At 70.9% G+C, this 15167-nt stretch carries 15 protein-coding genes; 11 read left to right on the top strand and 4 right to left on the bottom strand.

The window, feature by feature from the left end:
• Nucleotides 1-4: 4 nt before the first annotated feature.
• The 4 genes from LOZ83_RS22290 to LOZ83_RS22275 all read left to right on the top strand — a co-directional run bounded on the left by LOZ83_RS22290 (nt 5) and on the right by LOZ83_RS22275 (nt 2727).
• On the top strand, nt 5-580 hold the full coding sequence (locus LOZ83_RS22290; protein ID WP_236793080.1) for a helix-turn-helix transcriptional regulator: 576 nt from the start codon (nt 5-7) through the stop codon (nt 578-580).
• Nucleotides 581-716: 136 nt separating this feature from the next.
• Nucleotides 717-1019, top strand: coding sequence for an MFS transporter (locus LOZ83_RS40485; RefSeq protein ID WP_308190269.1), 303 nt, complete (start codon nt 717-719; stop codon nt 1017-1019).
• On the top strand, nt 953-1939 hold the full coding sequence (locus tag LOZ83_RS22280; protein WP_308190268.1) for an MFS transporter: 987 nt from the start codon (nt 953-955) through the stop codon (nt 1937-1939). Before LOZ83_RS40485 ends, LOZ83_RS22280 begins: the two co-directional genes overlap by 67 nt.
• Complete coding sequence (locus LOZ83_RS22275; RefSeq protein WP_236793078.1) at nt 1903-2727, top strand: metallophosphoesterase; 825 nt, start codon at nt 1903-1905, stop codon at nt 2725-2727. The genes LOZ83_RS22280 and LOZ83_RS22275 overlap by 37 nt, the downstream gene beginning before the upstream one ends.
• Here LOZ83_RS22275 and LOZ83_RS22270 read toward each other — a convergent pair.
• Together LOZ83_RS22270 and LOZ83_RS22265 are read right to left on the bottom strand one after the other, a co-directional pair.
• On the bottom strand, nt 2667-3806 hold the full coding sequence (locus LOZ83_RS22270; RefSeq protein WP_308190267.1) for an MFS transporter: 1140 nt from the start codon (nt 3804-3806) through the stop codon (nt 2667-2669). The genes LOZ83_RS22275 and LOZ83_RS22270 overlap by 61 nt on opposite strands.
• Complete coding sequence (locus LOZ83_RS22265) at nt 3803-4717, bottom strand: PAC2 family protein (protein ID WP_308190266.1); 915 nt, start codon at nt 4715-4717, stop codon at nt 3803-3805. Before LOZ83_RS22265 ends, LOZ83_RS22270 begins: the two co-directional genes overlap by 4 nt.
• Nucleotides 4718-4768: 51 nt before the next feature.
• On the opposite strand from LOZ83_RS22265, the gene metH reads away from it, so the two are divergent.
• The 7 genes from metH (at nt 4769) to hisG (ending at nt 12864) form a co-directional block, all read left to right on the top strand.
• Nucleotides 4769-8269 carry a methionine synthase gene (metH, locus tag LOZ83_RS22260; protein WP_236793077.1) on the top strand — a complete coding sequence of 1167 codons (3501 nt, stop codon included), beginning with the start codon at nt 4769-4771 and terminating at the stop codon, nt 8267-8269.
• An 8-nt stretch (nt 8270-8277) separates the two neighbouring features.
• Nucleotides 8278-8973 (top strand): HAD family phosphatase, encoded by a 696-nt coding sequence (locus LOZ83_RS22255; protein ID WP_236793075.1) that lies wholly within the window; start codon nt 8278-8280, stop codon nt 8971-8973.
• A gap of 209 nt (nt 8974-9182) precedes the next feature.
• Complete coding sequence (locus LOZ83_RS22250) at nt 9183-9566, top strand: SHOCT domain-containing protein (RefSeq protein ID WP_236793073.1); 384 nt, start codon at nt 9183-9185, stop codon at nt 9564-9566.
• Nucleotides 9563-10582, top strand: coding sequence for a glutaminase A (gene glsA, locus LOZ83_RS22245; RefSeq protein WP_236793071.1), 1020 nt, complete (start codon nt 9563-9565; stop codon nt 10580-10582). Before LOZ83_RS22250 ends, glsA begins: the two co-directional genes overlap by 4 nt.
• A gap of 5 nt (nt 10583-10587) precedes the next feature.
• Nucleotides 10588-11658, top strand: a complete 1071-nt coding sequence (locus LOZ83_RS22240) for a S1C family serine protease (RefSeq protein ID WP_236793069.1) — start codon at nt 10588-10590, stop codon at nt 11656-11658.
• Between the two features lie 81 nt (nt 11659-11739).
• On the top strand, nt 11740-12003 hold the full coding sequence (locus LOZ83_RS22235) for a phosphoribosyl-ATP diphosphatase (protein WP_236793067.1): 264 nt from the start codon (nt 11740-11742) through the stop codon (nt 12001-12003).
• Between the two features lie 18 nt (nt 12004-12021).
• Nucleotides 12022-12864: an ATP phosphoribosyltransferase gene (hisG, locus tag LOZ83_RS22230; protein ID WP_236793525.1), complete on the top strand. Its 843-nt coding sequence runs from the start codon at nt 12022-12024 to the stop codon at nt 12862-12864.
• Between the two features lie 406 nt (nt 12865-13270).
• Here the strand turns inward: hisG and LOZ83_RS22225 are convergent, their stop codons facing one another.
• Together LOZ83_RS22225 and LOZ83_RS22220 are read right to left on the bottom strand one after the other, a co-directional pair.
• On the bottom strand, nt 13271-14200 hold the full coding sequence (locus LOZ83_RS22225) for a ParA family protein (protein WP_236793065.1): 930 nt from the start codon (nt 14198-14200) through the stop codon (nt 13271-13273).
• A 186-nt stretch (nt 14201-14386) separates the two neighbouring features.
• Nucleotides 14387-15166: a thioesterase family protein gene (locus tag LOZ83_RS22220; RefSeq protein ID WP_236793063.1), complete on the bottom strand. Its 780-nt coding sequence runs from the start codon at nt 15164-15166 to the stop codon at nt 14387-14389.
• Nucleotide 15167: the final 1 nt, after the last annotated feature.

Here is a 15167-nt window from a genome sequence, read left to right as displayed (position 1 = left end):
GTTCATGGCCGAGCTGCCGCCGCGCCGGCGGATCCGGGACGCGGAGCTGATGCGTGCCCTCGCGCACCCGTTGCGCGCGGCCCTGCTGAGCTACTTGCTTTCGGCCGGTCCGCGCACCGCCAGCGAATGCGCGACGGCGGTCGACTCGTCGGCGTCGAACTGCAGCTGGCATCTGCGGCAACTCGCGCAGTGGGGCCTGGTCGAGCGGGTCGAGGCGACCGACGGCCGGGAACGGCCCTGGCGCGCGGTGCCGGTCGGGCTCGACTTCGGCGAGCCTGGGGAGTCTCACGAGCGCAAGGCGCTGGCCGGGACGTGGCTTCGGGAGGAGGAAATCCTCGCGCAGCGCTACCTCGACACCGTCGACGACGTCGATCCGGCCTGGCGGCAGGCGGCCGCCATGAGCACCTACGCCCTGCGGATCACCCCGGACGAGCTGGACAAGCTCAGCGAGCAGATCGACGCACTCGTCCGGCCGTACGTCGCGCCGATCCGGAAGGACGCGCCGCCGGAGGCGAAGCCGGTGCATGCGGGCTGGCGGGCGTTCCTCCGGATCGAGGCGGACGGGAGGCCGGGCGGATGAGAAGTCCCTTGCGGGACAAGGCGCTCGTCCGGCCGTATGTCGCGCCGATCCGGAAGGATGCGCCGCCGGGGGCGAAGCCAGTGCATGCGAGTTGGCGGGCGTTTCTGCGGATCGAGGCGGACGGGAGGCCGGGTGCATGAGAAGTCCCTTGCGGGACAAGGCATTCGCGAGGCTGTGGATCGCCGGGTTGTTCGCCGAGACCGCCGAGTGGATGCTTCAGGTCGCGCTGCCCGTGTTCATCTACCAGGCCACCGGTTCGGCCGCCTCCACCGCGCTCACCATGATCGCTGGGATCCTGCCCATTGTGGTGCTCAGCCCGGTCGCCGGACTCGCCGCCGACCGGTACGACCGCCGCCTGCTGCTGTGCGCCGTGTGCTTCGCGCAGGCCGCCGTCGCGATCCCCTGCTGTTCACCGGCGGCGCGCTCGTGTACCTGGTGATGATGGCGCAGTCGGCCCTGGCGTCGCTGTTCGAGCCGGCGCGCAACGCGCTGGTGCCCTCGCTCGTCGGCGACGACCGGGTGACCGCGGCGAACGGGCTGATGGGCATGAACAGCAGCGTCGCGCGGCTGGCCGGCAGCTCGCTCGGCGGCCTGGTGCTGGGCTTCGCCGGGCTCGGCTGGGTGGTCGCGGGCTACCTCGCGCTGCTCGTGCTCGCGGGAGTCCTGCTCGTGCCGCGGTTCGCCGTCCGCTCGCGCGGTCAGGTCGCTGGGTGGAGCGGCTGGCTCGATGGGCTCACCGACATCCGCCGGAGCCCGGTGCTGCGGGTGACCGCGGCCACGACCGTGCTGATGTCCGTGGCGCAGGGCATGTTCCTGGTGCTGTTCGTGGTGTTCGTGACCGGCCCGCTCGGCGGCGGCGAAGCCGAGGTCGGCCTGCTGCGCGGGGTGCAGGCGATCGGCGGGTTCGCCGCCGGGGTCGCGGTCGCGACGATCGCGCGCCGGGTGCTGCCCGCGCACCTGCTCGGCTGGGGCACCATCGTGCTCGGCCTGTTGTCCGTGGTCATCTGGAACGGGCCCGCCGTGACCACCATCCTGGCCGTCTACATCGGACTGTTCATCGTGGTTGGGGCACCGGGTGTGGCGACCGGGGCGGGGCTTTTCTCGTTGCTGCAGCAGGAAGTCGGGCCGGACCGGCTGGGTCGCGTGTCGAGCACGTTCTTCGCGGGCATGGCGGCGTGCCAGGCGCTGGGCATGCTCGTGGCGGGTGCGCTGGCCGGGCGGATCGGGTTGCCGGCACTGCTCGACGGCCAGGCGGCCCTGTACGTGGCTGCCGGTCTGGTCACCATGCTCGGCCTCCGGCGGCGGATCGCTACCGTGGAGGTGTGCCCAGCCTCTACGCCACCAGCGACCTCCACGTGACCCACCGCGGCAACGAACCGATGCTCGACCGGGTCCGCTCCGATTCCCGCGACGACTGGCTCCTGGTCGCCGGTGACGTCGCGGAGCGGGTCGAGCCGATCATCGAGACCCTCAAGACGCTGCGGGAACGGTTCGCGAAAGTCGTGTGGGTGCCCGGAAACCACGACCTCTGGACCACCGGCCGCGACGACGTGCCGCTGCGCGGCGAGGAGCGCTACCTGCACCTCGTCGAGCGGTGCCGCGAGCTCGACGTGCTGACCCCCGAGGACGAGTACCCGGTGTGGCGGCACGCCGCCCGGCCGCTCACGATCGCCCCGATGTTCCTGCTGTACGACTACAGCTGGCGCACGCCACAGGCCGAGGACGTGTCCCTGGAAGCCGCGCTGGACCAGGCCCGCGAAGCCGGCGTGGTCTGCACCGACGAGTTCTACCTGCACCCCGACCCGTACCCGACCCGGCAGGACTGGTGCGCGCACCGGGTCAAGATCACCGAGGAGCGCCTCGCCGCGATCCCCGAGGACCACGGGACGGTCCTCGTCTCGCACTGGCCGCTGCACCGGCATCCGACGGCGCCGCTGTACTGGCCGGAGTTCGCGATGTGGTGCGGCACCACACGCACCGCCGACTGGCATCTGCGCTACCGCGCCGAGGTCGCCGTCTTCGGGCACCTGCACATCCCGCGCACCACCCACGCGGACGGCGTGCGGTTCGAGGAAGTGTCGCTCGGCTACCCGCGCGAGTGGTCCAAGCGCGCCCGCGGACCGGTGCCGCTGCGGAAGATCCTCTGAGCCAGCAAGGGAGTCGTGGCCACGAGCAGCGCGCCCGGCAGCAGGAAGCCCAGCGCCGGATCGTGCCGGTAGAGCCCGGTGAAGGCCGCCGGGGAGACGGACATGCCGAGGAACCGCAACGCCGTCACCACCGAGATCGCGCCGCCGCGGCCGTCGTCGCGCAGCACCAGCGCGTTGATGCCGACCAGCACGAGCTGCGCGCACACCCCGCCGGCCGCCCACGCCACGACCACCAGCGGCAGTGAGCCCACGACCCCGATCACGCCCACCGCCACCGCGCCGAGCAGCAACCCCAGGAACACCGCGAGCCGCGACCCGAACCGGTCCGACACGGTGCCCACCAGTCGCGCCGAGGCGAACCCGGCCAGCCCGAACGCCGTCAGCACCAGCCCGCGCGCGCCCGGGCCAAGCGAGAACGCGTCGTCCACCCGGAACGCGACCAGGAACGGCAGTCCGCCGAGGCACGCCCAGGCCACGAAGACCACGATCCCGGACCACACCACGACCGGCTGCCACGCGTCCCGCAGCCTCGGCCGTGCTTCGGCGCCGCGCTGGTCGGCCGGCAGCGGGCTCACCGTCAGCACCGCCGCGAGCGCCGCGATCCCCACGAACGCCCAGCGCCACGAGCTTTCCGCGGCCAGGCCGCCGATCAGCGGCGCGGAGGTCTGGCCGAGCGCCTGCACCGCCCCGTACAGCCCGAGCGTGCGGCCGAGTCGCTCCTTCGGGGTGATCGACGCGAGCTTCGTGAGCAGGAGCGGCGTGGTGAACGCGTTCGCGACGCCCTGCAGCCCGCGGCTCACCTGGAACAGCCAGAACCACGGCGCGATCGCGGCGAGCACCGCCACCACGAAGTACCCGGCGTAGGCGACGCGGATGGTGCGCATCGGGCCCCACCGCTCGCCGAGCGTCCCGGACACGAGCATGACCAGCGCGAACGGCAGCAGTAAAGCGGTCAGCGAGGTCGCGGCGGTGCTCTGCGAGACGCCGAAGGTCGTGGCCAGTTCGGGGAGCATCGACGCCACCACGCCGGCCCCGAACGGGCCGAGCAGGCCGCCGACGTAGAGGGCGGCCGTCCTCACCGAGGTCCCGGTCCCGGACCTTCCTGGCCGGGCCGCCGGCGGCGCAGATAGCGCTCGAACTCGGCCGCGATCTTGTCGCCGCTGGACTCGTCGACCGACATCTCCACCTCGGCGTCCCCGCGTTCCTCCAGCGTGCGGACGTAGTCCGAGATCTCCTCGTCCTCCTCGGCCATCTCCGACACCGTGCGCTGCCACTCCTCGGCCTGCTCGGGCAGGGCGCCGAGCGGCACCTCGACGTCGAGCACGTCTTCGAGCTTGTGCAGCAGCGCCAGGCTCGCCTTCGGTGACGGCGGGTGCGAGACGTAGTGCGGGACGGCGGCCCAGATGGAGATCGCCGGGATACCGGCCTGCACGCAGAAGTCCTGCAGGATGCCGGTGATCCCGGTCGGGCCCTGGTAGCGGCTGCGCTCGAGGCCGAACCGCTCGGCGGCCTCCGCGTCGTACGCCGTACCGGTCACCGGTACCGGCCGGGTGTGCGGGGTGTCGGCGAGCAGCGCGCCGAGCGTCACCACGGTCGCGACGTCGAGCTGCATGATGTGTTCCAGCAGCTCCTCGCAGAACTTGCGCCACCGCATGTTCGGCTCCGGGCCCTGGACGAGCACCACGTCCCGGTCGTAGCCGGGCGGGCGGCAGATGGACAGGCGGGTGGTCGGCCATTCGACGCGGCGCGTTACACCGTCCACCATCCGGACCGTCGGGCGGCTCACCTGAAAATCGTAATAATCATCGGGGCTGACTTCCGCCAGCGGCTTGGCGTCCCAGCTCAGCTGAAGGTGCTCCAGCGCCGTGCTGGCCGCGTCACCTGCGTCGTTCCAGCCTTCGAAGGCGACCACCATCACCGGGCGGGTGGGGTCGTCCAGGTCTTCAGCGGGTCGTGCCGGTTGCTGTTGGGGGTCGGCTGGGTCACTCACCCGACCAGCCTACGACCCACGCGAGCTCCCCGAGACCGTAGCCTGGACGACATGCCGGATCGTCTGACGTCGCCACTGCTGGATGCCCTCGCCACCCGCGTCGTGGTGGCCGACGGCGCCATGGGTACCGCCCTGCAAGCGCACGACCTCTCGCTCGATGATTTCGCCGGGCTGGAGGGCTGCAACGAGATCCTCAACGTGACCCGCCCGGACGTCGTCCGCGGGATCCACCGGAGCTATCTTGAGTCCGGTTCGGACGCGGTCGAGACCAATACGTTCGGGGCCAACTGGGCGAACCTCGCCGAGTACGGGATCGCCGACCGGATCTTCGAACTGGCCGAGGCCGGCGCCCGCCTGGCGCGCGAGACGGCGGACGAGTTCGGGGAACGGTTCGTGCTCGGCTCGATCGGCCCCGGCACGAAGCTGCCGACCCTGGGGCATGCGCCCTACGAGCTGCTGCGGGACGCCTACCTCGAACAGGTCCGCGGCCTGCTCGAAGGCGGCGTGGACGCGGTGATCGTCGAGACCACCCAGGACATCCTGCAGACCAAGGCGTCGATCGTGGCGGCGCACCGGGCGATGGAGCTGGCCGGCCGCCGGGTGCCGGTGATCGCGTCGATCACCGTGGAGACCACGGGCACGATGCTGCTGGGCACCGAGGTCGGGGCGGCGCTGGCCGCGCTGGAGCCGCTGGGTATCGACCTGATCGGGATGAACTGCGCGACCGGGCCGGCGGAGATGAGCGAGCACCTGCGGACGCTGTCGAAGTCCGCGCGGGTGCCGTTGTCGGTGATGCCGAACGCGGGGCTGCCTGAGCTGGGCCCGAACGGCGCGGTGTACCCGCTGTCGCCGGAGGGACTGGCGGAGGCGCTGTCGGGGTTCGTGCGGGAGTTCGGCGTCGGCCTGGTCGGCGGCTGCTGCGGCACGACGGGCGAGCACATCCGGCAGGTCGCGGACGCGGTGCGGGAGGTCGAGCGGACCCGCCGGGAGCCGCGGCCGGAGCCCGGGGTTTCGTCGCTCTACCAGGCGGTGCCGTTCGCGCAGGACGCGTCGGTGCTGATGGTCGGGGAGCGGACGAACGCGAACGGGTCGAAGAAGTTCCGCGACGCGATGCTCGAAGGCCGCTACGAGGACTGTGTGGAGATCGCGCGCGAGCAGACCCGCGACGGCGCGCACATGCTGGACCTGTGCATCGACTACGTCGGCCGTGACGGTGCCGCGGACATGGCGGAGCTGGCCGGGCGGCTGGCGACGGCGTCGACGCTGCCGATCATGCTGGACTCCACCGAGCCCGCGGTGATCCAGGCCGGGCTGGAGCGGCTCGGCGGGCGGTGCGCGATCAACTCGGTGAACTACGAGGACGGCGACGGCCCGGATTCCCGGTTCCAGCGGGTGATGCGGCTCGCGCGTGAGCACGGCGCGTCGGTGGTCGCGCTGTGCATCGACGAGGAAGGCCAGGCCCGCACCGCCGAGTGGAAGGTCCGCGTCGCCACCCGGCTGATCGAGGATCTCACCACGAACTGGGGGATGCGGGTCGCCGACATCATCGTGGACTGCCTGACGTTCCCGGTGTCCACCGGTCAGGAGGAGACCCGTCGCGACGCGCTGGAGACGATCGCCGCGATCCGCGAGCTGAAGCGCCGCTACCCGGAGGTCCAGACCACATTGGGGGTGTCCAATGTGTCCTTCGGGTTGAACGCGGCCGCGCGGCAGGTGCTCAACTCCGTGTTCCTGCACGAATGCGTCGAAGCCGGGCTGACGACGGCGATCGTGCACGCGTCGAAGATCCTGCCGATGGCACGGATTCCCGACGAGCAAAGGGAAGTCGCCCTCGACCTGGTCTACGACCGGCGCCGCGAGGGCTACGATCCGCTGCAGAAGCTGATGGAGCTGTTCGAGGGCGTGTCGGCGGCCTCGTCGAAGGCGTCCCGCGCGGAGGAGTTGGCGCGGCTGCCGCTGTTCGAGCGGCTGGAGCGGCGGATCGTCGACGGCGAGCGGTCCGGGCTCGAACCGGACCTGGAGTCGGCGATGGGGGAGAAGCCGCCGCTGGAGATCATCAACGAGACCCTGCTGTCCGGTATGAAGACGGTCGGCGAGCTGTTCGGGTCGGGGCAGATGCAGCTGCCGTTCGTGCTGCAGTCCGCCGAGGTGATGAAGGCCGCCGTCGCCTACCTTGAGCCGCACATGGAGAAGGACGACTCCGGCGGCAAGGGCCGCATCGTGCTCGCGACCGTGAAGGGCGACGTGCACGACATCGGCAAGAACCTCGTGGACATCATCCTGTCCAACAACGGCTACGAGGTCGTCAACCTCGGCATCAAACAGCCCATCACCACGATCCTCGACGCCGCCGAGGAGAAGCGGGCGGACGCGATCGGCATGTCCGGGCTGCTGGTGAAGTCCACGGTGATCATGAAGGAGAACCTGGAGGAGATGAACTCCCGGGGTGTCGCCGAGAAGTGGCCCGTGCTGCTGGGTGGCGCCGCGCTGACCCGGTCCTATGTGGAGAACGATCTCACCGACGTCTACCACGGCGACGTGCACTACGCCCGGGACGCGTTCGAAGGCCTGCACCTGATGGACTCCATCATGGCCGTCCGCCGCGGCGAGGCCCCGGCAGTGGATCCGGAGGCGGAGGCGAAGCGCGCCGAGCGGAAGGCCCGCCGCGAGCGGTCTCTGCGCATCGCCGAAGCCCGCAAGGCCACCGCCGAGCCGGTCGTGATGCCGGCTCGCTCGGACGTCGCGACCGACGTGCCGTTGCCGGCGCCGCCGTTCTGGGGAACCCGCGTGGTCAAGGGCATCCCGGTCGCCGACTATGTGTCCTATTTGGACGAACGTGCGACCTTCCTCGGCCAGTGGGGCCTGCGCGGCGCCAAGGGCGGTGAGGGCCCGTCGTACGAGGAACTGGTCGAGACCGAGGGCCGCCCGCGGCTGCGGTACTGGCTGGATCGCCTTGCCACGGACGGGATCCTGGCCCACGCGGCACTCGTGTACGGCTACTTCCCGGCGGTGGCCGAGGGCGACGACCTGGTCGTGCTGACCGGGGACGGCGGCGAGCGCACCCGGTTCACCTTCCCGCGCCAGAAACGCGACCGGCACCTGTGCCTGGCCGACTTCTACCGGCCGCGCGAGTCCGGTGAGACCGACGTCCTGCCGCTCACGCTGGTCACCATGGGCCAGCCGATCGCGGACTACGCCAACGAGCTGTTCGCCGCGAACGCCTACCGCGACTACCTCGAGGTGCACGGTCTGTCCGTGCAGCTCACCGAGGCGCTCGCCGAGTACTGGCACCGCCGCATCCGTGAGGAACTCGCCATCGCCGACCAGGACCCGGCGGCGATCGAGGACTACTTCAAGCTCGGCTACCGTGGCGCCCGGTTCTCCCTCGGCTACGGCGCCTGCCCCGATCTGGAGGACCGGGCCAAGATCATCGACCTGCTGGAGCCCGAGCGGATCGGGGTCAAGCTGTCCGAGGAGTTCCAGCTCCATCCCGAACAGTCCACCGACGCGATCGTCTGCCACCACCCCGAGGCGAAGTACTTCAACACCTGAGGAGACCCATGACTACACCGTCCACTGTGGACGGCAGCGACGCCCCTGCCGGTGTGCTGTGGGACATGGACGGCACGCTGGTGGACTCGGAGAAGCTGTGGGACGTCGCGCTGTACGAAGCGGCGGAGTGGCTCGGCGGCACGCTCACCGAGCGGCAGCGGCTCACCCTGGTCGGCTCCAACATGGACGCCACTTCGGCGTACCTGCTGGAAGTCACCGGCCACGAGCCGACCGCGGCGAAGGTCGCGTCCACCGGGGTGTGGATCCGTGAGCGCACCGCGCGGCTGTTCGACGACACGTTGCCGTGGCGCCCGGGCGCGCGGGAAGCGCTCGCCTCGGTCCGGGCCGCCGGGCTGCCCTCGGCCCTGGTGACCTCCACCGAGCGGTCGCTGACCGAGCTCGCGCTCAACACGATCGGCCGCGAGTTCTTCGACGTCACCGTGTGCGGGGACGAGGTCGGTGGGCTGAACAAGCCGCATCCCGAGCCCTACCTGCGCGCCGCCCGGCTGCTGGGCGTCGACCCGTCGCGCTGCGTCGCGGTGGAGGACTCCCGCACCGGCACCGCGTCCGCGGTGGCCGCCGGGTGCGTCGTGCTCGTCGTGCCGAACGACGTGCCGGTCGAAGCCGGTGCGCGGCGGGTGTTCCGGGATTCGCTGGCCGGAATCGATGCCGCCGGGCTCGCCGGAATCTTCCGGGCGCACTGATCGGCCGGGCCTTTCCGCGGAATGGCGGCACGGCATGCGCATTCGGTGGTGCCGGCGCATACTGAGTTCGAGTCGGCCTCTCGTGCGCACGCCTGGCCGGTAGTCGAGCCGGGGTCACGCACACACCTTTGACCGGCCGGGAGTGTTCGCGTACTCGCTCCCCGCCGGCGACAGCCCGGTTCGCCCCCGCGATCCGAAAGTGAGCTGTCATGGATTTTCTGCACAACGTGGGAAGCTTCTTCTGGTCTCTCTTCTGGATTTTCGCGCTGATAGCCTATTTGTTCGCGCTGTTCAATATCATCACCGATCTTTTCCGGGACCGCGAACTCAGTGGCGGCTGGAAGGCGTTGTGGCTGATTTTCCTGTTCTTCCTGCCATTCATCACCGCGCTCGCGTACCTGGTGTTCCGCGGGCCCGGGATGGCCAGGCGGTCCCAGGCGGCCGCGCGGCGGCAGCAGGAGGAGATGGACAGCTACATCCGTGACGTCGCGGGCGGCGCCGCCGACGAGATCGCCAAGGGCAAGCAGCTGCTCGACTCGGGCGCCATCACCCCCGAGGAGTACCAGCGGCTCAAAGCCCACGCGCTGGCGTGAGCGTGCGGCCGGGGGCCATGGAAACCGATGTCGAGGGTGTGGACCAGGCGGTATCGACGGGTTCACTGCCGGAACCCGGCCAGGTCGAGGCGTACGTCGCGGCCGCGTACGAGCGTTACCGCGGCCACGACGACGGCCTGGTCGCGCGCTACCCGGTGCTCGCCGACGCGAACCCCGGCCTGTTCGGCGTGGCGGTGGCGGAGACGGGCGGGGCGGTCCACACCGCCGGGGACGCGGACGTGGAGTTCTCGATCCAGTCGATCTCGAAGGCGTTCGTGTACGCGCTCGTGTGCGAGGCCCACGGGCACGAGATCGTCCGTGACCGGGTCGGGGTGAACAACACGGGCCTGGCGTACAACTCGGTGATGGCCATCGAGCTCAACGGCGGGCACCCGATGAACCCGATGGTCAACGCCGGCGCGCTGGCCACCACCGCACTGGTACCGGGGGCGACGCCGGCCGAACAGTGGGAGCGGATCCGCACCGGCCTGTCCGGGTTCGCCGGCCGGCAGCTGGCGCTCGACGGGGTCGTCTACCACGGCGAGGTGGTCACCAACCAGCGCAACCGCGCCATCGCCCGGTTGCTGGAGAGCTACGGCCGGATCGACCTCGACCCGCTCGACGTGGTCGACGTCTACACGCGACAGTGTGCGCTGAACGTGAGCACCCGCGACCTCGCGATCATGGGTGCCACGCTCGCCGACGGCGGCGTCAACCCGGTCAGCGGGGAACGCGTCGTCTCGCCGGGCGTCTGCCGTGACACGCTGGCTGTGCTGGCCTCGACCGGAATGTACGAACGGTCCGGGGAATGGCTGTTCGAGATCGGGTTGCCCGCCAAGTCGGGGGTGTCCGGGGGAATCACCGCGATCGCCCCCGGCAAGGGCGGGATCGGCACGTTCTCGCCACGCCTGGACTCCGCCGGGAACAGCGTGCGCGGGCAACGGGCCACGGCGTATCTGTCCCGCACGATCGGGCTGAACCTGTTCGCGTCCGACGTGCATCGATCCGGTCGGTGACAGGTATGAGCCAAACACCCACCCGCGTGCGGGGACGATGGCGAGCGTTGCTCGTCCCGCTGGTGACGGCGATCATCGGTGGTCTCGTCGGTGGTTTCGTGGTCTGGCTGGCGGTTCCGCGCGCCACCACGACGCCCGCAGCCACCTGCGACGCCGCGGCGGTCTCGACCACCGGCCTGCCGTCCGTGGTGACGATCGCCGCCCAGGGCAGTACCGGATCGGGCGAGGTGGTCGAACCGGGTGGCGTGATCCTCACCAACGACCACGTGATCGCCCCGGCCGCGGGCGGCGGCGCGCTCCAGGTGCGTTACCACGACGGCCGTTCCAGCGCCGCCACCATCGTCGGCCGCGACCCGCTGACCGACCTCGCGGTGATCAGGGCCACCGACGGCGCCCCTGATGTCCCGCTGATGCGACAGGGCTCGTCGCGGGCTCTCGTCGTCGGGCAACCGGTCATCGCCCTCGGGGCGCCGCTGGGGCTGTACGGCACGGTGACCTCCGGCATCGTCAGCGCCCTGGATCGCGACGTGGCGCTGCCCGCCGCCGGCGGCGGGCAGGCGCACCTGGTCGGCGCCATCCAGACCGACGCCTCCATCAACCCGGGTAACAGCGGCGGCGCGCTGGTCGACTGCCAGGCCCGGCTCGTCGGGGTGAACACGGCCATCGCCACCGTGCCCGGGGAGAGCGGGCAGTCCGGCGGCGGCAGCGTCGGACTCGGCTTCGCGGTCGCCGTGGACGTGGCGATGCCGATCGTGACGGAGCTGATCGCCGACGGGAACGTCACCCACTACACCACCGGCATGTCGGTGCAGGCGCTGCCGGCGGCACTCGCCAGCCGTGCCTCGCTGCCCGGGGGGCTCCTCGTCGTCTCCGTCGATCCAGCCGGGGGCGCCGCCCGAGCCGGCTTGTCGCCCGGTGACGTGCTGACGACGATCAACTCCGAACTCGCGACGAGCGCGGAACAGCTCACCATCGCCGAACTCGGCGCCCGCAACGGCCGGACCGTCGACGTGACGTTCGCGCGCGCGGGAAACCAGGCCACCGCGAGCATCGTGCCGACCCGCGAGAGTCCCTGAGCCTCCCGTCCTGTGATCCGGCTCCCGCCCGCGGGAGCCGGATCGCCCGCGCGTGCCGGTGGATGGAAGGATCTACAGATCGTGAAGACCTTCGATGAGCTGTTCGCGGAGCTGACCGAGCGCGCGCGGACCCGGCCGGCCGGGTCGGGCACCGTCACCGCACTCGACGACGGCGTACACGCACAGGGCAAGAAGGTGCTCGAAGAGGCCGGTGAGGTCTGGATCGCGGCGGAGCACGAATCGGATGACCGGCTCGCGGAGGAGATCTCCCAGCTGCTGTACCGGGTGCAGGTACTGATGCTCGGCCGTGGGCTGAGCACCGAGGACGTCTACCGCTACTTGTAGAGGACGGGGTTGATGGGCATGTTGCGGGTCGCGGTGCCGAACAAGGGCGCGCTGGCGGAGCCGGCGTCGGAGATGCTCGGCGAGGCGGGCTACCGGCGCCGGCATGACCGCGATCTGACCGTGCTCGACCACGCCAACGAGGTGGAGTTCTTCTTCCTGCGCCCCAAGGACATCCCGATCTACGTGGGCAGCGGCGAGCTGGATCTCGGCATCACCGGCCGGGACCTCGCGATCGACTCGGGCGCGCAGGTCGAGGAGACGCTCGCGCTCGGCTTCGGCGCCTCGACGTTCCGTTACGCCGCCCCGGCCGGGCAGGACTGGAAGCCGGCGGACCTGGCCGGCAAGCGGGTGGCCACGTCGTTCCCGAACCTGGTGCGCGCCGACCTGGCCGGGCACGGGGTCGAGGCCGAGGTGATCCGGCTCGACGGCGCCGTGGAGATCTCGGTGCAGCTCGGTGTTGCCGACGCGATCGCCGACGTGGTGGAGACCGGACGGTCGCTGCGCCAGCACAACCTGGTGGCCTTCGGCGACCCGATCTGCGCGTCGGAGGCGGTGCTCGTGCAGCGTGCCGGCGCGCCCGCGTCGAAGCCCAGGTCGCAGCTCGCCGCGCGATTGCAGGGCGTGGTGTTCGCGCAGCAGTACATGATGCTGGACTACGACTGCCCGCGGCAGCTCCTGGACACCGCGATCGCCATCACGCCCGGCCTGGAGTCGCCGACGGTCGCCCCGCTCGCCGACCCGGACTGGGTCGCGGTGCGGGCGATGGTGCCGCGCAAGGACGCCAACCGGATCATGGACGAGCTCGCCGACACCGGCGCGAAGGCGATCCTCGCGTCCGACATCCGTTCGTGCCGCCTGTGAACCGATGACAGAGCCGGGCCGGCGTTCGGCCCGGCTCTGTCACGCTCGCCGTACACGGCGATCGACAGGTGTTCCCAGGCACGCCATTCCGCGAGCGACTGGCTCAACTCTTCGAGCGCCCACTTGGAGGCGTTGCAGATGCCGAATGTCCGGGAACGCCGAGACGCCGCCGATCGACGACACCTGCGGGATGTGCCCGACCGCTGGGCCTGATTGGCAGCGCCGCCTGCGTCACCCACAGTGCGCCGAACAGGTTCGTCTCGAACTGCGCGCGAGCCTCAGCCTCGCTGAGCTGCTCGATCAGCCCGAACTGGCCGTAGCCTCGCGTTGTTCGCGACGACATCGAGCGTGGTAACCGTCCACTCGCGACCGAACCCCCGTGGCTCACCCACCCGGCGGGGAATGCCTACGCGCGTGGCTTCTTCGGCATCAGGTCGTAGAGCTTCTTGCGGGCGCCGTTGTCGTTCTCGTTGCGGGTCCGTGCGACGGACGTGATGAAGTCCTCGAACACGAACTCGTCCGCGATCGGCACCGGGGCGGGCGCCGGGCGGCTCGCGAAGTAGCCGTCGAGCACTTCGGCGATCTGCCGGAACGCGACCGCCTGCGTGGTCTCCGGCGCGAACGTGGTGACGGGCGTGCCGTGCGCGGCGGCCTCGTTCATCACGACGCCCAGCGGGACGTGTGACAGCAGCGGGTAGCCGAAGTTCTCCAGCTCCACGAGTGCCGCGCTGGCATAGGTCGACATCGGCCGGCGGTACAGCCCGGGCACCACGCCGAAGTACGGGATGGGGTCGCGGTTGACCGCGTTCTGCACGTACGCGAGCTGGTCGTTGAGCAGGCGCAGCGCCCGGATGCTGGTGCGGTCGGGCTGCACCGGCACCAGGATCCCGTGCGTCGTGGCGAGCGCGTTGTTGGTCAGCACGTCCAGCGCCGGCGGGCAGTCGATGAGGACATGGTCGTAGTTGGCGAACTGGATCACCCGGGCGAGCTGCCAGCCGGGCACCCGGAAGCCGTCGAGCCGGCGGATCAGGTCGAACATGCCGGGCGAGGTGGGGATGACGTCGAGCGCGCCGCCGGGGCCGAGGTTGCTGCGCGGGTGCGAGACGACGAGGTCTTCGACCGGGCCCTTCCACGTCTTCGTCAGCGCCTTGGCCAGGCTCGGTGCCTGCGCGGACGCTTCGGGCAGGCCGAGCATCTCGGTGGTGGCGTGCCCCTGGGGGTCGAGGTCGATCAAGAGCACCCGCCGGCCCCGTTCGGCGAGTGCCGCCGCGGCGCCGACGGTCAGCGCGGTCTTGCCGACGCCGCCTTTCTGGTTGACCACCGAGGTGATCTGCACTCGAGCGCTCCCAGGATCGTCGTTGCGGCCAGGTTACTGATCCGACCGGAAGTAGGCGGATACGACTCCGCAGCCGACCTGCTGGTAGAAACCCATTTCCGCCGTGACTGTAGTCGGATTAGTAACGAACAGCACAGTAGTGGATCTCGGTAGCCGGTCGGGGGACCCACCCGCCGTGTGTCCGGTTCACCGTGGCCGGACCATCAGCGCCTGCGCGCCGAACCCGACGGGTCCTTCGAGATCGCGAAGCGTACTCGCCGCCGTGCCGATGCCGCCCGGGCCGACCGTGGTGGCCGCGTCCAGGCCGATCCATTCGCCCTCCGGCGGGCGCTGCAGGTGGACCGTCAGCTCGCTGTTGATGTACCACCATTCCCGCGCGTCGAGGAAGTTCGACGCCCCGTTGCCCGAGTCCGCGACCGCGAACAACCGTTGCAGCGGCGTGGGTTCCTCGCCGTCCACGAGAGCCACCTGCTGCCGCCCCCAGACCGCCGCGGGGCCCGGTTCGACGAGGCCGCCGGATACCGACCGCCATTCGACGGAGCCGAGGTATCCGTCCACCCAGCTCTTCGGCCACGACAGGACCGCGCAGTCCTCGGGCTTGGGCCAGCCGCCGCTGGCCAGGTTCGCGACCTCGGTGGTGTCGGTGGAGATCACCCGCCACGCGGCCGCGCGGGCGACCACCCGGCCGCCCGCGCCCAGCTCGGCGACCAGCAGTTCGACCGAGCGGCCCGGCCGTTCCACCCGCGAGGTCACGGACAGCTCGGTGAGCGGCGCGGGGCCGAGTATCTCGACCGTGACCCGCGCGAGCTGGCTTTCCCGTGGCCGGGGAAGCGCTTCCAGCGCGCGGGCGAGCAGCGACGACGGCGGCCCGAAGTGCTGCGCGTCGGGCGTCCACGGGCCGCGGGTGTGCACGGTCGGCTGGTAGCGGTTTTCGCCCAGTGGCAGGTAGTAAGCGCTTTCAGACATC

Origin of the sequence: Amycolatopsis sp. GM8 (assembly GCF_021653975.1) — a bacterium.
Lineage (GTDB): Bacteria > Actinomycetota > Actinomycetes > Mycobacteriales > Pseudonocardiaceae > Amycolatopsis_E.
This window is presented reverse-complemented; position numbering and strand designations above follow the sequence as displayed.